Consider the following 16,620-nt stretch of genomic DNA (forward strand, 5'->3'; position numbering starts at 1 on the left):
GTGATTAATGGAATTATGGAAAAAATTAGAAGGTTAAGTATTGTATTAGCTGGATTTATTATTTCATCCTCATTAGTTGGTGCCGCTTTGTATTTTTATTACGATCATTTCGGTAATCGTCCAATCAGTGGTTCGGTTGAAAAGTGGGGGCAATTTGGCGACTATATCGGCGGCGTTCTTAATCCTGGGTTGAGTTTTATTTCTATAGTTCTCGTTTGCTATACCCTTTATACCACGTCTCGACAATCCTCTATTCAGTCATTTGAATCAGTTCTTTTTGAATTGATAAGGTTTCATAAAGAGCACCTCCAAAATGTAAAGGTGAAATATAATGATGTGACTTATTATGGAACTGATGCGTTAAGTTGGTGTGTGACTGAGGTAAAATTTAATTTCCGATTGATAAGTGATGATGAACAGCCGCCTCAGGTAAGATTAGTATCATCAATTGATGAATTCTATAAAAATGACATTTTCTTTTCAAGTGCTGGTCATTATTTTAGGAATTTGTATCATATTTTTAAACATATCGATGGCTCGTCTTTTTTAACCTCGAAAGAAAAGGTCAAATACGCTAAGTTAGTTCGCGCACAACTTTCATCAGTTGAGTCTGGAGCACTTATGCTTAACGGCTTATCAACCATAGGTGGTAGATCTAGAGCATATATTGAAAAATATTCTCTTTTGCAAGAGTATACTCTTGTAGGTGATTTTAAAGAAGAATTAGAGGCTTCAGGAGCTCTTAATTTTTATGCACCTGAGGCATATGGAGATAAGTCTAATTAAAAATCTTAAGCTAAATCATATGAAGAAAATCTAACTACTTCATCACCCAGCCATGTGTTGAGTTCTACGAACCGCTTTTGCAGTGGCATCAGTTCATTCCGAACAAAAACTTTGCTGGCTTTCTCAATATCTCCAAATCCACCGACATTATTCGGCATTATCCCCATCAGCTGCGGCGGCACGCGATGCACTGCCAACATGTCGTCGCGGCTCACATTCTTGATGTTGAGAAACTCATCCTTTGCCGGTACCTCTGACAGCGGGATGATCTGAATACCGTCCTTTTTCCTGTTCGGGCTGTACATAAACAAGTTGCGGAAGTTGCCAGGACCCTTCGCGCTTTTCATTGCACCGCGGATATTGTCCACGTCCTGCTGGCTCTGCGCCGGGTCCGTCATGTACATGATGAAGCCCGCATGGCTGCCGTTGAGGTAATACTTGCGGCGGAACAGCGTAGCCGACTCGTTCAGTAGCGCCGACGGGATGGCCGACAGATAGCCCGGCACGCCGTAAATCTCCTGATTGATATCCGGCTCCATCAGGTGAAACACGCTGCCCTTCTCGAACTCATAGGGTTCCGTGCTAATCCCATAGTTTGCATACCAGTACGTATCGAGGTCGAGGCCGCGCCGGGTGAATTTCGCCAGCGACGGCTCCAGCTTCAGCACGTTACCGAGGCGGCTGGTACGTTTTTCAAGATAGGCGTTGGCAAAGACCAGGTAATCCATCGCAAAACGGGTAAAAGCCTGCTGACTCAGCAGGCGGTGAGGGATAAAGGTACTCGCCAGAATGTTGCACTTTACGCTGATGGGTGAGCTGTGATGCACGGCGGCGCGGAACGTGCGCGCCAGCCCGTCAACGCTTACGGGCGGTTCATACCAGCGATCATTGATAACGCACTCCACGTAGTCCAGCAGTTCGCGGCGGTCCAGCACCGGGATCGGGTCGCCAAAGGTAAACGCCTCCGACGCTGCCCCGCTGGTCATGTTATCCGGCTGCGGCACGGGCTGCGTGCGGGTGCGGTTCCTGCGTTTGCTCATCAATAAATCTCCACAATGTTCTGCGTGTGTGCCGCCTGTCCCTGCAGCGGCTCGTTTGCCAGCGCGTGCATGGTCGCCCAGGCTAAATCGCCATGGCTGACTTCTTCGCTGCGGCTGGTTTCATAGGTCGGACGGTTGCCGCTGGCCGTGGTGGCTTTGCGGATAGACATGAATGACTGCGCGATGTCGAGGTGGCTGGCGTCAAACTCCAGCCGCCCGCTGGCCATGGTGTCGTAAGCCTTCTGCACCAGGGCGTTTTTCACGTTCGGGTTATAGACAAATTCTTTCACCTGCGGGAAGAAGGCTTTGACGTTCTCGTATACACCCAGCCCGACGCCGGTGGAGTCGATGCCGATATAGGTCACGTTATACTGCTGCGTCAGCGTCCTGATGGCGTCAGCCTGTGCCCGGAAGTCCATTCCGCGCCACTGATGTCGCTCAAGGATGCGGAACTTACCGCCCGGCACGGCAGGCGGTGCCATGACAACGCACCCGGCGCTGTCGCCGTTCTGCGTTCCCTTCGCGGGGTCGTAACCGATCCAGACTTCTTTCCAGCCGAACGGGCGCAGCGCCAGCGCTTCAAAGTCGGTCCAGACTTCCCAGCTGTCCTGCCATGCACTTCTGCAGCATGGCCTGCTGGAACACCGACGCCAGATCGTCCATGAAGACGCACATCAGCAGGTTCTGGTAATCCTCCGGGCTGTAGCGCGTGCGCAGCTGCTCCAGGTCAAACAGGTCACAGCCGCCGCGCACCGCATCTTCAACGGTGACGATCTGGCGAAACTGGCCGTCTTCGCATAGGCGGCCGGCGGCCAGTGACTGATGGCTGAGGTCGATATCAACCCTGTCCGCTTTAGCCCTGCCCTTGTTGAACTGCGCGCCGGACCAGAACGGATAGGCGCTGTGTGTGAGGCTGGACGGGGTGGAAAAGTAGGTTTCCCGCCACTTCTTGTGCAGCGCCATGCCGGACGCCACTTTCTGCAGTTCCTGAAACTTTGGTATCCAGAAATATTCATCCAGGTACAGATTGCCGTGATAGCTCTGCGCGGTGCGGGCGTTGGTGCCTAAGAAATACAGGCACGCGCCGTTACTAAGCGTCATCGGGTCGCCCTTCAGGTCTACGTCCACCTCACGGGCAAACTCAATAATGTACTGCTTGAAGACGTGCGCCTGCGCCTTACTGGCTGACAGGAAAATCTGATTGCGCCCGCTGGTCAGCGCATCGATCAGCGCCTCGCGGGCAAAAAAGAAGGTCGCGCCGATCTGGCGCGACTTCAGCAGATTGCGTACAGCATACTTATTCCCGGCTTCCCACCACTGGCGCTGGTAGCCGAACATTGAGCCGTGGAAAACCTCCTGCAGCTTCTCAATCTGTTCGTCGCTGAACAGGTTCTTTTCCGGGGGCTTACGCGGGCCTTTGTTCCGGTTCTCCACGTTCGGATTCAGGTCCGCTTCATTGCCGCCGTTGCTGAATTTACCGATCCGGGCGTGGCGCTCGGACTGGCGCGCCAGCAGGTCGATTTCCTTAAAGTCCTTCCCTTCCTTCTGCTCCTTCATGATGAGCTGGCAGTAGCGTGCGACGGTGGTCAGCTGCATCTGATCCAGCGGGCCATAGTCGCCCCACTTATCGCGCTTTTTCCAGCTGTGAACGGTTGCGGGTTTCTCTCCCAGCATTTCAGCAATGCGGGCGATGCGGTATCCCTGAAAGTACAGCAGTAAAGCCTACCTGCGGGGATCGAGGTCGTCGGGGGCGGGTGTCATGTTCATGCAGCCAAAATACGGCCCCGCCGCTTCCTTTTCCGCCATCCCTCATTGTGTGGTTTCCCGCACAACGTCCGCGCGTTGTTTCGATACCCCTGCCGCCGCAACCATAGAGCCTCACAGAGTTTTACTGACCGGAGCCTGGACAATGGCAAAGAAAGCAAAGCGTTTTCGTATCGGGGTGGAAGGTGCCACCACGGACGGGCGCACCATCGAGCGCAGCTGGCTTGAACAGATGGCGGCAAATTACAGCCCTGAGCTGTACACCGCTGTGATCAACATGGAGCACATCAAGGGCTACACGCCAGACAGTCCGTTTCGTCGCTTTGGCGTAGTGGAAGCGCTGGGCGCTGAAGAAATCAGCCACGGCCCGCTGAAGGGCAAGCTGGCGCTGTATGCCCTGATCAACCCGACTGACGAGCTGGTCACGCTTACCGGTACCATGCAGAAAATCTTTACCTCTATGGAAATCCGCCCGGAATTCGCGGACACCGGCGCGGCCTATCTGATTGGCCTGGCCGTTACCGACGATCCGGCCAGCCTCGGCACGGAAATGCTGCAGTTCAGCGCCAGCGCCGGGGCGAACCCGCTGGCAAACCGCAAGCAGCATCCTGACAACGTTTTCTCTGCCGCTGAAGAAACCCTGATCGAGTTTGAGGACGTAGCCGACGAAAAGCCCGCCCTGTTTACCCGCATCAAAGCGATGTTCAGCAGGCAGCAGCAGACCGACGCGGCGCGCTTCAGCGACGTGCATCAGGCGGTTGAGCTGATTGCCACCGAGCAGCAGGACCTGAGCGCGCGCATTGAAACGGCACTGAGCGAACAGGCCGACAGCCTGAAATCGCATTTCAGCAGTGCGCTGGGTGAGGAAGTGCTTAAGCGCGAACAGTTGCAGGCGGACTTCACCGAACTGCAGCAGCAGCTGAGTCGGGAAGATGGCCGCCAGCAGGTCCGCCCGCGCACGCAGGGTAACGGTAGCGGCGGCGAAGTGCGCACCGACTGCTGATACAGCGGCGGCAAACCTTATTAACGAACTGAGAAAGCGAAGCGATGAAAAATACTACCCGTTTTAAGCTGAATGCTTACATGTCGGTGCTGGCAGAAATCAACAAGATTGATCTGTCCGCGCTGAACAGCAAATTCACCATTGAGCCATCCGTGTCGCAGACGCTGGAAAGCAAAATTCAGGAGTCGTCCGCGTTCCTGCAGGCCATCAACATCATGCCGGTCAGTGAGCAGAGCGGCGAACGGCTGGGGCTGGGGATCGGCACCACTATTGCAGGCACCACCGATACCACCCAGAAAGAGCGCGAGCCGACCGATCCGACCTACATCGACGGCGACGGCTACAAATGTACGCAGACCAACTTTGACACGGCGCTGCCTTATTCAAAGCTGGACATGTGGGCGAAGTTCAGCGATTTCCAGGTGCGCATCCGTGACGCCATCGTGAAGCGTCAGGCGCTGGACCGCATCATGATCGGCTTCAACGGCCTGAAGCGTGAGAAAACCTCCAACCGCGTGCAGAACCCGCTGCTGCAGGACGTGAATATCGGCTGGCTGGAAAAAATCCGCCAGGAAAAACCGGCGCAGGTGCTGGGTCAGCACATCGGTGACGACGGCAAAGTGGTGTCGGACAAAATCACCGTGGGTAAAAACGGCCTGTTCCGTAACCTTGACGCCGTGGTGATGGGTGCGGTGTCGGAAAAAATCGGCGTGCAGTATCAGGACGACACCGAACTGGTGGTTATCTGCGGACGCCAGCTGTTGGCTGATAAGTATTTCCCGCTGGTCAACCAGAGCCAGCCCAACACCGAAGCGCTGGCCGCTGATCTGATCATCAGCCAGAAGCGCATCGGCGGCCTGCAGGCGGTCCGCGCCCCGTACTTTCCGGCGAATGCGCTGCTGATCACCCGCCTGGATAACCTGTCCATCTACTGGCAGGAAGAAACCCGCCGCCGATCGATCATCGACAACCCGAAACGTGACCGCATCGAAAACCTTGAGTCGGTTAACGAGGCTTACGTGGTTGAGGACTACGACTGCACCTGCCTGGTGGAAAACATCGAGCTGCTGGAGCAGGAGCCGGAGAAAGAGCCGGGCGAAATGAGCGAAGCGGAAATCGCACGCATCGCCGCCGTGGCGGCCAGCGTGGTGAAGTCCATGAGCGGCGCGGGTGACTCAACCGGCAGCGCTGGCGCTGACCAGAACGCCGGAGCGTAACCCGTGACCAATCCTTTCCGCGCTCATACGCGGTTTATTCAGGCACAGGAGGCCGCCCGGTCGGGCGGCAGTGGCCGCAGTACAAAGGGCTATGACCTGATGCTGCTGCAGCTGAACGAAGACCGCCGCCGCCTCAAGGGCATTCAGTCCAACGTCCGAAAGGCCGAAATCAAGGTGGAGGTGCTGCCGAAGTACGCCGCCTGGGCTGAGGGCGTGCTGAGCGCGGACGGCGCGCAGCAGGACGACGTGCTGATGTACGTGATGCTGTGGCGCGTTGACGCCGGTGACTATGCCGGTGCGCTCGCGATTGGCCGCCACGCGCTGAAACACGGCTGGGCGATGCCGCTGGGAAGCCGCACCACGGCGACGGTGCTGGCCGAAGAAATTGCCGACGCGGCAAAGGCTGCCATCCTCGCAAAGACGCCTTTTGATCCGGCCCTGCTGCTGGAGGCGCTGGAGGTGGTCGACGCACACGACATGCCCGATCAGTCACGCGCCCGTCTGCACAAGTCTGTCGGCTGGGTGCTGACGGAAAGCAGCCCTGCATCCGCGCTGAACCATCTTAAGCGCGCCCTGCAGCTGGACGAAAAATGCGGCGTTAAAAAAGACATTGAGCAGCTGGAGCGGAAAATCCGTAACGCCAGCTGATAACCGGACGTGCCCACGCGCGGGGCGGCACGGGGTGGCGACAGGCAGCGCCGCATCAAAACCCCGTCCACCGCCCACCTATTCAGGAGTAACAGAGCAATGGAATTTATCGCGCCACAGAAGGCGACGGCAGCGCCGGACATCATCCCCAATAACTCATTCTGGCCGGATGTCGATCTGGCGAAGTTCCGCAGCGTCATGCGCGTTGACGGCACCGTGACGCCGGAGCGTCTGCGTCAGGTGGTGCTGACCGCAATGGCGGAGGTTAACGCGGAGCTTTATCCGTGGCGTGAGCAGCAGGAGCTTGCCGGTCATAACGGCCTGGCAGACGTTCCGGCGGAGAAGCTGGCCGGTGAGAGCGTGCGCCTGCATCACTACATGAATGCGGTTTGGTGCTGGACGCGCGCGGTGCTGAACGAGCGCTATCAGGACTTTGACGCCACCGCCTCCGCCGTGAAGCGCGGCGAAGAACTGAGTGATGCCAGCGGCGATCTCTGGCGCGATGCGCGCTGGGCCATCAGCCGCGTGCAGGGCATGCCGCACTGCACCGTGGAGCTTATCTGATGAAAGTGCGTGCGCAGCAGTATGACACGGTGGACGCACTCTGCTGGCGTCACTACGGGCGCACGCAGGGCATGACGGAACAGGTGCTGCAGGCAAATCCGGGGCTGGCGGAGCACGGTCCCCTCTTACCGCACGGGCTGGAAGTGGAGCTGCCGGACGTGACAGCGACGGCCACCGTGCAGGCCGTCCAGCTTTGGGACTGAATCATGTGGGAAAAAATCAGCACCTTTATCACGTGGTGCATGGCAATAGTGATGGCGTGGCTGGGTGGCATGGACCTGAAAGACATGTCCACCGTGGCCGGGGTATTCATCGGCCAGCTGATGGCGCTTATCAGCTGGTACTACAAACGCAAAACCTATCAGCTTCTGGCTAGCGGGCGCATTACGCGGAGTGAATATGAATCTGCAAACCGTTAAACGCTGCGCCGTGGGTGTGGTGCTGGCGCTGGCCGCCACGATGCCCGGTTTTCAGCAGCTGCATACCTCCGTGGAGGGGCTGCGGCTGATTGCCGACTATGAGGGCTGCCGCCTGCAGCCGTACCAGTGCAGCGCGGGAAAGTGGACCGACGGGATCGGCAACACCTCCGGCGTTGTGCCGGGTAAGTCCATCACGGAACGGCAGGCGGCGGGGAATTTCATCACCAACGTGTTACGCACTGAGGCGGCACTGGCGCGCTGCGTGGCGGTCTCCATGCCGCAGCAGGTTTATGACGCGCTGGTGTCGCTGGCGTTCAACGTTGGCACCGGCAACGTGTGCGGCTCCACGATGGTGGCGCTGCTGAAAAAGGGCCAGTGGCGCGAGGCGTGTTACCAGCTGCCGCGATGGGTGTACGTAAAGGGCGTATTCAATCAGGGGCTGGATAACCGGCGCGGGCATGAACTGGCCTGGTGCCTTAAAGGAGTCTGAAATGCAGATGGTTAAAAAATGGTGGTTTACGGCGTTACTCACCGTCCTGCTGACGCTGGTCAGCATCAGTCACGGCAGCTTCGCGGGCTATCCGCTGGCGGCGCTGCTGTGGGCTGACTTCTTCGCCTGGGCCGTTATCGGGTTTTCCGGCCTGTACGCCTGCGCCCTGACCGGCGGCGAACGTAAGCTGGTGTTTGCATGGCTGCTGAGGTTTGCGCAGCTGGCTGACCGCGTGTCGCTCAGATGGTATCACCGCGTATTTATTGCGGTGGTGATGTGGGACACGGGCTGGAAGCTGGCGGCATTTGCCGGTATTCATGCGGTTTTTTATCGCCGGATGATCAGGTCTGAACTTGAACGGGCGGCAGCATGATTCGGGTACTGATCGCCATCGTGCTGATCCTCATGGTCATCACCGGCGTGCAGTCTTACCGGCTGAGCAGCGCCCACGGCAGAATCAATGCGCAGCAGACCACCATTGCGGGCCAGGGCAAAAAGCTGAGCCAGAAAAACAGCCAGCTGATTGCCCTGAATATCCTTACGCAGACCAGCAGCCAGGCGCAGACGCAGCTTTACGCCGCCGCCGAACGCAACGGTCAGCTGCTGCGTGACCGGCAGCGAAAGATTGAGGAGCTGAAACGTGAAAATGAAGACCTGCGCCGCTGGAGTGATACCACTCTGCCTGATCCTGTTGTCCGGCTGCACCAGCGACCGGCCCTCTCAGGAGGTGAATCTTACCGTCAGTGGCTGTCCGAAAATCACCCGCTGCCAGCTGGACCCGGCAGCGCCGCGCACTAACGGCGACCTTCTGGCCCTGCTGGACGAAACGGAGGCCGCCTGGGCGGCATGTGCCGGTAAGGTCGATACCATCATCAGCTGTCAGTAAAAAGACGATGAACAAGCCGCAGCCCTTACGCAGCGCACTGAATAAGTCGGTCCCCTACGTTGCCGAAAACCCGGACTGCCTGCACCTGTTCGTGGACAGCGGCCAGCTGGTCGCCACGTCCGCCGCGTCCCTGTTGTGGGAGTATCGCTACACGCTGAACGTGGTGATCACCGACTTCACCGGCGACCAGAATCTACTGATGGCCCCGGTGCTTTTGTGGCTGCGGGAAAACCAGCCCGACGCGCTGCAGAACAGCGAGGCGCGAGAAAAGCTGTTTTCGTTTGAGGTCGATATTCTGGCAAATGACCGCTGTGACATCAGCATGGACCTGAAGCTGACCGAGCGCGTGATAGCGACGGTTGAGAACGGCAAGGCACATATCGAAGCGGTACCGGAGCCGGACGCGCCGGAGGAATTCTGGACGGTGAAGCATGGCTGAACTGCATGAAGTGGATGCCTGGCTGGCTGCGCTTCTCTCACAGCTGGAACCGGCAGCCCGGAAAAAGATGCTGCGCGAGGTGGCACACGACGTGCGCAGCATTCAGCAGGCAAACATCACCGCGCAGCGTTCCCCGGACGGCACCACATGGGAGCCGCGCCGCGTCAGCGCCCGCAGCAAAAAGGGGCGCATCCGTCGCGGCATGTTCGCAAAGCTGAAAACGGCAAAGTATCTGAAGGCGCAGGCGAATGCAGACGCTGCTGATGTTGCCTTTGTTCCGGGAGTGCAGCGGCTGGCCCGCGTTCACCACTACGGCCTGCGCGACCGGGTAAGCCGTCGCGGACCGATGGTGAAATATGCTGAGCGTTCTTTACTTGGGTTTGGTGAAGACACTATGTTATCAATTCATGCTCTACTGTTAAGCTGGCTCAATTCTTGAGCCAGCTTTAAATATCAGCTAATTATTCAACTTTTCCAAAGTACCTAATTTCATCATGAAGCCCCTTATCTTTAGCCCAATTGCAAACGTGATCTTGCAGAGCTTCAAGGTAATCGGATTCCTCAATAAATAACGAGGAATCAATACAATCATGATCATCACCTTCAATTAAGTCCCTTAAAAGCTTTTGAACTTTCAACTTTAATTCCGGATCTGTTTTTATTTTTGTAAACGCATTTAATGGTTTGTCCTTACTTTCTTCATCACCATCAAGAAAGCGCTCAAAATCAGGAATGCTGACACGGTGCCTAACGATTAAACCATTTTTCCTAGAATCAAGAATTGCATTTCTTATCTTTTCATTTTCAGTCCACATGCCATTTTTGTTTCCTTTTTTATTAAACGGCGAGTCACAGTCGTGTATCATACTGAAATGAATTTTAAAGTGATTCATAACCTTAATCAAAGGCGTTAGAATGGATTTCCCTCGCGCTCTTATGATTGTTACTTTATCTAATATATCATGCTTTTCATCAATAATTGCTGCTATAAATGCAGCATGCTCTGTATCACCCTCAACTATGATTGGGAATGAGCCAAAAAATATTTCAGACAAGCTAGGGTCAATTTGTTGTAAGGCATGTAACCTTGATTTTTCATCTCCAACAAAAGTGACATTTTCTGACTGGTAAGTTCTAACAGTAACATCTTTTTCTTTACCTTGACTTTTCTCAAGACGAATAATGGTTGTGTGGTCTTCAAATGGATTTATGAAATATGGAGAATGTGTAGTCATAATAACTTGCCAATCCGGATTTTCAGCAAGATTATAAAGATGTCTTTGTGCTGCCTTTGCTGCAAGAGGATGTAAAGCATTTTCAGGCTCGTCAATTAATAGTAAGTAGCCAGGCAGAGCTGGATCCTCCTCATCAACTGGTATAGCTGAACCTTCATCATGTTGCTTTGTTAGAGCTGATAGGACATTTTCTCGAGCAGAGATTTCATGGATTCTTTCAGCCTTAATGCTTTTTTTAACTTTTTCTTTTTCCAATGCAGCTAATTCATCACACAATTTTTTCCTGTAACTCACTCTAATCTCGGATTCACGCTCAAGTTGGTTGTGTACCTGTAACATAGCCCAGAAAAGAGCCCTTCTTGCCCCTGTGCCTTGCTGACTAAGGGTTGTATTTAAATCTCCATCTTGGATCGTTATTCCTGAGCCAGTTTTCACTAACTTTTCAGTATCAATGATCATTGGGCCTGATTGAATGTTTAAAGAAACACTTAACTCAGGAAAAACACTTTTAAATCCATCAGTAACTTGTTGAGATATATTATTAAAGCCGTCCTGATGAGATTGTGTGGCTTGATTTATATGTTCTGAAATGGATTTTATAGCATTCGTTAATTTTGATTCTGCTTCTGACTTTTCTAAGTTGAGTTTATCTATTAAAGGTTGCAGAGCTAACGATAATAATGTTTTCTCGGTTTTTTCTGCATCGTCGAGTGAGCCAACTCTTATTGCTCTAGGGAGTCTTGATTTAAAAACATTATCAAGCCCTCCCGCCTTTTTATCCTCGGACCAACCTCCATTCCCGTTCTCACCACCTTTAGGGTGCCAGGTTGTCCTAACAGCCTTATAATCGGGTGGTAACCATTGCCATCTACTACGAACAATTTTAAGATCTCCGTCAATAATTTTCCATTCGCTATTGATATTGGCAATATTTTCAGGGATATGTATATCTAATATTATTTCAGAGGGAGAATCACTTTTTGCCAGTAAAGACCTATCTCGTGAAGCTATGAAGGGTTCGTCTCCGCGAGCTAGCTCATATGCTCTTAGTACAGTTGTTTTGCCAGCATTGTTTTTTCCTACAAGACAAACAACTCTATCAAGTGATATTTTTACCGGTTTCTCTCCTATACAGCCGATATTTCTGACTGTCAGACTCAATAGTTTGGAACGATTCGATGTGTTCAATTTATACACCTCCATAGATAAATTTCTCTAATCAATAGCGCACTATGCAGTAATTTATTAGGAATTGTCCACTTGTAATTTAAGCTGTTACTAAATTTGGTAGTTTTACTGTTTTTGTGTAGAACTTCACACAATTAGTCAGAATGTTATGCAACCCCCTTTGCTGGCAATATATGGCACATGAGCATTCAATTAACCGAAATCATGCGCCTTATCACCAACCTGATCCGCACCGGCATTGTGTCCGAAGTGGACCCGGTGAACTGGCTGTGCCGGGTGAAAACGGGCGACCTCGAAACTAACTGGATTAAGTGGCTCACCCTGCGCGCCGGTAATACACGCACATGGTGGAAGCCCACCGTCGGGGAACAGGTCGTGCTGCTGAGCCTGGACGGCAATCTTGAAACCGCTTTTGCGCTGCCCGCCATTTATTCCGAAGCCTTCCCGCCGCCTGACTATTCAGAAGACGGCACCACTACCGTGTTTAAGGACGGCGGCTGGTTTCAGTACGAGCCGGAAACCGGCCAGTTGCTGATAAAGGACATCAGAAGCGTGCGCATTGAAGCGGCAGACGGCATTCAGCTGATTACCGATGCGCTGGGAATAGAGGCCAGCCAGACACGGATTAACGGTGACACCACGATGAACGGCGATGTGACCCACGGCGGCGGCTCAATGAGTTCTAACGGCGTGATTGCTGATAAGCACTTACACAACAAAGTTAAGTGTGGCAGCGATTCGTCAGGAGGCCCGCAATGATGTACCTCGGCATGAACCGCGACATCGGCGAAGCTATCACCGACATCGATCACATCCGGCAGAGCGTGCGCGACATCCTGATCACCCCTGAAAGCAGCCGAATCGCCCGGCGTGATTACGGTTCGCTGCTGTCGGTACTGATTGACCAGCCGCAGAACGACGTGATCCGCCTGCAGGTAATGGCGGCGGTGTATGTTGCCATCAGCCGCTGGGAACCTCGCGTGAGGCTGAGCACCGTAAACCTTACCAGCGACTTTGACGGCTCTATGGTGGTTGAGCTGACCGCCCAGCGGGATGACGGTTCGCCGGTTGCTATGTCTGTACCAACGGGGGTGAACAGTGGCAGTAATTGACCTTTCCCAACTGCCCGCACCGCAGATTATTGGGGTGCCGGACTTTGAATCGCTGCTGGCTGAGCGCAAAGAGGCGCTGATTGCACTTTATCCGACGGATCAACAGGCCGCCATGCGCCGCGTGCTGGCGCTGGAGTCTGAGCCGATTGTGAAAAGCCTGCAGGAAAACACCTACCGCGAAATCCTGCTGCGCCAGCGCATTAACGAGGCGGCGCAGGCGGTGATGGTGGCCTACGCCATCGGCAGCGATCTGGACCAGCAGGCCGCGCGCAATAACGTGAAGCGCCTGATCATTACACCTGCGAATCCCGATGCGGTGCCGCCGGTGGATGCGGTAATGGAATCGGACGATGCGCTGCGCGTCCGCGTGCCGGAGGCGTTTGAGGGGCTGAGCGTGGCCGGACCGACGGGCGCATATGAGTTTCACGCTAAAAGCGCCGATGGCCGGGTGCAGGACGTGTCCGCCATCAGCCCGTCACCGGCGACAGTACTGATCACTGTCCTGAGCCGCGAAGACGATGGCACGGCGGCACCTGATTTGCTGACTACAGTGAATACCGCTCTAAGCGCCGACAGCGTGCGACCGGTTGCCGACCGTGTGACGGTTCAGGGGACGACCATTCGCAACTACAGCGTTAAGGCTAGGCTACACCTGTTCGATGGTGTGGCCGCCGGTCCATGCCTTGAGGCGGCAAACGCTAATCTGGCTGCTTACCTTACCGAACAGAAAAAGCTGGGGCGCAGCGTGCGGCGTGAGTCCTACGGAGCGGTGATGCGCGTGGCCGGTGTGGACTGGGTGGAAATCACCGAACCGGCGGAGGACATCATTATGGACCGCACACAGGCGGGTTACTGCACCGGTACGGACATTTCCGTGGCGGGCGATCTGGGGGTGACATGAGCAACAGCAGCCTGATGCCGCCCGGTTCATCTGCGCTGGAGCGCCGCCTGGTACGGGCGTGCAGCGGGATTTCCGGGCTGAACGTGCCGCTGCGCGACCTGTGGAACCCGGCCACCTGCCCGGTGAGCTTTCTGCCTTATCTGGCTTGGGCCTTCTCGGTGGACCGCTGGGACGAAAGCTGGGCTGAGAGCGTCAAACGGCAGGTGGTGAGCGATGCGTTTTATATTCATCAGCACAAAGGCACTATCAGCGCCATCCGCCGCGTAGTGGAGCCGTTCGGCTTCCTGATCCGGGTAATTGAGTGGTGGAAAACCAATGAGCCGCCCGGCACGTTCCGGCTGGATATTGGCGTGCAGGACCAGGGCATTACTGAAGAAACCTATCAGGAGCTTGAGCGGCTGATCAGCGATGCAAAACCCTGCAGCCGTCACCTGCTGGGAATGTCCATTAACCTGCAGGTCAGCGGCGAAACACGCATGGCAGCAGTCAGCTATGACGGTGATGACCTGACCGTTTACCCGTACACCCCGGAAATTATCTCCGTCAGCGGCGCGGCTTATGGCGGCGCGGCGGTACAAGTTATTGACCTGATGGAAGTGGGACCATGACACAAAAATACTATGCAATCGTAACCAACCTGGGCGCGGCGAAGATTGCCAACGCTGCCGCGCTCGGCACAAAACTGAACATCTCACAGATGGCCGTGGGGGATGGCGGCGGCACGCTGCCGACACCGAACGCCAGCCAGACTAAGCTAATTAACGAGGTGCGCCGCGCCGCCATTAATTCACTGAGCATTGATGCGGCCAATGCCAGCCAGGTGATTGCTGAGCAGGTGATCCCTGAAACGGAGGGCGGATTCTGGATCCGGGAAATGGGGCTGTTTGACGCGGACGGCACGCTGATTGCGGTCTGTAACACGCCCGAAACCTACAAGCCCGCGCTGCAGGAAGGCAGCGGCCGCACGCAGACCGTGCGCATGATTCTGATCATTAACAGCACCGACGCCATTACCCTGAAGATTGACCCGTCGGTGGTGCTGGCAACGCGGAAGTATGTGGATGACAGTATCCTGACGGTACGCCACTACGCCGATAAGTTACTGGCGGATCATCTTGCGGCTGAAAACCCGCATGACCAGTACCTGCAGACAGCGAATGCGCTGGCAGAAATCAAAGACGCCGGTCTGATTGCTGAGCTTCTCAAAAACCTCGGTTTAGGCGAAGGCGCGCCCGTTATCGGTTCGCCATTCCCCTGGCCTCACACAAAAATGCCTGATGAACTCTTTCCCTCAATGGCTGGCATGGTCTTTCTGAAAAGTAACGGTGCAAGCTTCAGCGGCACGCTATACCCGAAGCTGGCGCTGGCTTATCCGGCGCTTAAGCTGGCTGATCTTCGTGGTGAGTTTATCCGTGGCTGGGATGATGGTCGCGGCGTTGATACCGGACGTGCATTGATTACCCCACAGGCAGCCACTGGCTTGAGAACGGCTGCTGTGGATTATCCCGGCATTGATGCAACGACTACCGGGGCTACGGTAGGCACTGCGTTTAACCAGCCAGATTCAGTTTCAAAAATTCAGCCTTCAGATGCGAAAACCCCGGACAATGGGACGTTAGGATCAGTGCTAAGTGACAACTCAATCCAGGCCACTCAATTGCAGGCAGGCATTCCGGGTTTTGCTGTATGGATTACAGCACGCCCGCGTAACGTGGCATTTAACTACATTGTGAGGGCCGCATAATGGCTAAGGTAACACTTGATAAAAACGGCCTGGCAAAATCGGCCGGCACACTGACGATTTATAATTTTGATGCGATAAGCGGCGAGTTCACTGGCTCAAATGATGAGTATCTGGCGCAGGGTGTAGGCCTTCCCGCTAATGCCTGCATCACCGCACCGCCCGTTATTGAAGCCGGACTCGTAGCGATTTATCAGGATGGAGCCTGGACGGCTGTAGCCGATCATCGCGGAAAAACGGTTTACTCAGTCACTGACGGCGCAGTAGTGATGATTAACGCACCGGGTGATTATCCGGCAGACACTACACCACTTAAACCTGCAACCGCCTGGGATAAATGGGATGGTGAAAAATGGGTGACTAATTCAGCTAAAGAGAAAGCGGCAGCTGTCAAAGAAGCCAGAGAACGGCAGGCCCTGCTGATTGCCGAAGCGAACAGCATTACTCAGGCATGGCAAACGCAACTGCGCCTGGACATGATCACCGATAAGGATAAGGCTTCGCTCATCTCATGGATGAAATATATTCAGGCCTTACAAAATATCGACATATCCCACAATTCTAAAATTAGCTGGCCGCCTCGCCCGGACGTTTAATAACTACTTAATTGGTTGATGAATTATGTTCTGATACCTCATGAAGAAAGAAATTAATAGAACGATAAAACCCATTCCCGCGAATGGGCCTTTTTCGGTCATTATCAGAAATGTAAGTAAAATTCTAGGCATAACTCCACCAATAAAAAAGTGCAATATTATACTGCTCACTAAGTTTAAAAGAAAATATCCACCTAAGGCTAAACTTATGGTACCAATCAAAGATATAACAAAAGCTACAGAAGGATATCCAATTTTCATCAGTACGTTGATATTGTTAATCATAACCAATCCTAAGGTTATCATGAATACTGATACTATTATTGCTTTATAATCTGATGTAATCTCTTTAATGAAACCCATCATCTTAGTATCAACATTACTCTGAATAGTTAAAAATCGATTTTTTAATTTGTTATTCATTTTTTCTCTCCATCTAGCAGGCATCAGATAGTCCCATCCCATCATCAATGCAGCTGTAACCTGAAAAGTAAAAATCGTCATATCGCTGAAATACATCTTGGCTCCTTCCATTTAAAATCTTGTGCCATTTACGATACAACGATATTTGCATGATTGAAACGTAAGATA

At 53.9% G+C, this 16,620-nt stretch carries 21 protein-coding genes and 2 pseudogenes; 19 read left to right on the forward strand and 4 right to left on the reverse strand.

Annotated elements, in window-relative coordinates:
* On the forward strand, window positions 1–786 hold the full coding sequence (locus AAGR22_RS17070; RefSeq protein ID WP_345828677.1) for a putative phage abortive infection protein: 786 nt from the start codon (window positions 1–3) through the stop codon (window positions 784–786).
* A 5-nt stretch (window positions 787–791) separates the two neighbouring features.
* Here the strand turns inward: AAGR22_RS17070 and AAGR22_RS17075 are convergent, their stop codons facing one another.
* Together AAGR22_RS17075 and AAGR22_RS17080 are read right to left on the reverse strand one after the other, a co-directional pair.
* Window positions 792–1,772 carry a phage portal protein gene (locus tag AAGR22_RS17075; RefSeq protein WP_345831618.1) on the reverse strand — a complete coding sequence of 327 codons (981 nt, stop codon included), beginning with the start codon at window positions 1,770–1,772 and terminating at the stop codon, window positions 792–794.
* A gap of 53 nt (window positions 1,773–1,825) precedes the next feature.
* Window positions 1,826–3,542, reverse strand: a pseudogene (locus AAGR22_RS17080) (terminase ATPase subunit family protein).
* 193 nt (window positions 3,543–3,735) lie between these two features.
* Here AAGR22_RS17080 and AAGR22_RS17085 point away from each other — a divergent pair.
* The 12 genes and pseudogenes from AAGR22_RS17085 (at window position 3,736) to AAGR22_RS17140 (ending at window position 9,695) form a co-directional block, all read left to right on the forward strand.
* The gene (locus AAGR22_RS17085) at window positions 3,736–4,593 is read left to right on the forward strand and encodes a GPO family capsid scaffolding protein (RefSeq protein WP_345828679.1); all 858 of its coding nucleotides are present in this window, start codon (window positions 3,736–3,738) and stop codon (window positions 4,591–4,593) included.
* Window positions 4,594–4,637: 44 nt separating this feature from the next.
* Window positions 4,638–5,810 (forward strand): phage major capsid protein, P2 family, encoded by a 1,173-nt coding sequence (locus AAGR22_RS17090; RefSeq protein WP_163843843.1) that lies wholly within the window; start codon window positions 4,638–4,640, stop codon window positions 5,808–5,810.
* A 3-nt stretch (window positions 5,811–5,813) separates the two neighbouring features.
* Window positions 5,814–6,458 carry a phage terminase small subunit gene (gpM, locus tag AAGR22_RS17095; RefSeq protein WP_345828681.1) on the forward strand — a complete coding sequence of 215 codons (645 nt, stop codon included), beginning with the start codon at window positions 5,814–5,816 and terminating at the stop codon, window positions 6,456–6,458.
* Between the two features lie 99 nt (window positions 6,459–6,557).
* Entirely contained in the window at window positions 6,558–7,022 is a 465-nt protein-coding gene (locus tag AAGR22_RS17100; protein ID WP_345828683.1) for a head completion/stabilization protein, read from the forward strand.
* Window positions 7,022–7,225 carry a tail protein X gene (locus AAGR22_RS17105; protein WP_033786650.1) on the forward strand — a complete coding sequence of 68 codons (204 nt, stop codon included), beginning with the start codon at window positions 7,022–7,024 and terminating at the stop codon, window positions 7,223–7,225. Before AAGR22_RS17100 ends, AAGR22_RS17105 begins: the two co-directional genes overlap by 1 nt.
* Window positions 7,226–7,441, forward strand: a complete 216-nt coding sequence (locus tag AAGR22_RS17110; RefSeq protein ID WP_345831619.1) for a hypothetical protein — start codon at window positions 7,226–7,228, stop codon at window positions 7,439–7,441. It begins immediately after the preceding gene.
* Window positions 7,422–7,931 (forward strand): lysozyme, encoded by a 510-nt coding sequence (locus AAGR22_RS17115; protein WP_345828686.1) that lies wholly within the window; start codon window positions 7,422–7,424, stop codon window positions 7,929–7,931. The genes AAGR22_RS17110 and AAGR22_RS17115 overlap by 20 nt, the downstream gene beginning before the upstream one ends.
* Before the next feature lies 1 nt (window position 7,932).
* Window positions 7,933–8,304: a DNZ54_00345 family protein gene (locus AAGR22_RS17120; RefSeq protein ID WP_345828687.1), complete on the forward strand. Its 372-nt coding sequence runs from the start codon at window positions 7,933–7,935 to the stop codon at window positions 8,302–8,304.
* Between the two features lie 32 nt (window positions 8,305–8,336).
* A pseudogene (gene lysB / locus AAGR22_RS17125) lies at window positions 8,337–8,648 on the forward strand (Rz-like lysis system protein LysB); the annotation flags it as partial.
* Complete coding sequence (gene lysC, locus AAGR22_RS17130) at window positions 8,572–8,817, forward strand: Rz1-like lysis system protein LysC (RefSeq protein WP_345828689.1); 246 nt, start codon at window positions 8,572–8,574, stop codon at window positions 8,815–8,817. The pseudogene lysB and the gene lysC, both read left to right, overlap by 77 nt.
* A 7-nt stretch (window positions 8,818–8,824) precedes the next feature.
* Window positions 8,825–9,256, forward strand: a complete 432-nt coding sequence (locus AAGR22_RS17135; RefSeq protein WP_345828691.1) for a phage tail protein — start codon at window positions 8,825–8,827, stop codon at window positions 9,254–9,256.
* On the forward strand, window positions 9,249–9,695 hold the full coding sequence (locus AAGR22_RS17140; protein ID WP_345828693.1) for a phage virion morphogenesis protein: 447 nt from the start codon (window positions 9,249–9,251) through the stop codon (window positions 9,693–9,695). Before AAGR22_RS17135 ends, AAGR22_RS17140 begins: the two co-directional genes overlap by 8 nt.
* 22 nt (window positions 9,696–9,717) lie before the next feature.
* On the opposite strand, the gene AAGR22_RS17145 is transcribed toward AAGR22_RS17140, so the two are convergent.
* Window positions 9,718–11,679, reverse strand: a complete 1,962-nt coding sequence (locus AAGR22_RS17145; RefSeq protein ID WP_345828695.1) for an AAA family ATPase — start codon at window positions 11,677–11,679, stop codon at window positions 9,718–9,720.
* Between the two features lie 180 nt (window positions 11,680–11,859).
* On the opposite strand from AAGR22_RS17145, the gene AAGR22_RS17150 reads away from it, so the two are divergent.
* Genes AAGR22_RS17150 through AAGR22_RS17175 form a run of 6 tightly spaced genes read left to right on the forward strand, consistent with a single transcriptional unit; the run spans window position 11,860 to window position 16,029 of the window.
* Entirely contained in the window at window positions 11,860–12,438 is a 579-nt protein-coding gene (locus AAGR22_RS17150) for a phage baseplate assembly protein V (protein ID WP_345828696.1), read from the forward strand.
* On the forward strand, window positions 12,435–12,791 hold the full coding sequence (locus AAGR22_RS17155) for a GPW/gp25 family protein (protein ID WP_345828697.1): 357 nt from the start codon (window positions 12,435–12,437) through the stop codon (window positions 12,789–12,791). The genes AAGR22_RS17150 and AAGR22_RS17155 overlap by 4 nt, the downstream gene beginning before the upstream one ends.
* The gene (locus AAGR22_RS17160) at window positions 12,778–13,692 is read left to right on the forward strand and encodes a baseplate J/gp47 family protein (RefSeq protein WP_345828698.1); all 915 of its coding nucleotides are present in this window, start codon (window positions 12,778–12,780) and stop codon (window positions 13,690–13,692) included. Before AAGR22_RS17155 ends, AAGR22_RS17160 begins: the two co-directional genes overlap by 14 nt.
* Window positions 13,689–14,300: a phage tail protein I gene (locus tag AAGR22_RS17165; RefSeq protein WP_345828699.1), complete on the forward strand. Its 612-nt coding sequence runs from the start codon at window positions 13,689–13,691 to the stop codon at window positions 14,298–14,300. Before AAGR22_RS17160 ends, AAGR22_RS17165 begins: the two co-directional genes overlap by 4 nt.
* Window positions 14,297–15,436 (forward strand): phage tail protein, encoded by a 1,140-nt coding sequence (locus tag AAGR22_RS17170; RefSeq protein WP_345828701.1) that lies wholly within the window; start codon window positions 14,297–14,299, stop codon window positions 15,434–15,436. The genes AAGR22_RS17165 and AAGR22_RS17170 overlap by 4 nt, the downstream gene beginning before the upstream one ends.
* Window positions 15,436–16,029 carry a tail fiber assembly protein gene (locus tag AAGR22_RS17175; protein WP_345828702.1) on the forward strand — a complete coding sequence of 198 codons (594 nt, stop codon included), beginning with the start codon at window positions 15,436–15,438 and terminating at the stop codon, window positions 16,027–16,029. Before AAGR22_RS17170 ends, AAGR22_RS17175 begins: the two co-directional genes overlap by 1 nt.
* 3 nt (window positions 16,030–16,032) lie before the next feature.
* Here the strand turns inward: AAGR22_RS17175 and AAGR22_RS17180 are convergent, their stop codons facing one another.
* Complete coding sequence (locus AAGR22_RS17180) at window positions 16,033–16,548, reverse strand: hypothetical protein (protein WP_345828703.1); 516 nt, start codon at window positions 16,546–16,548, stop codon at window positions 16,033–16,035.
* Window positions 16,549–16,620 lie beyond the last annotated feature (72 nt).

The organism is Erwinia sp. HDF1-3R (assembly GCF_039621855.1).
In the GTDB taxonomy this organism is placed as follows: domain Bacteria; phylum Pseudomonadota; class Gammaproteobacteria; order Enterobacterales; family Enterobacteriaceae; genus Erwinia.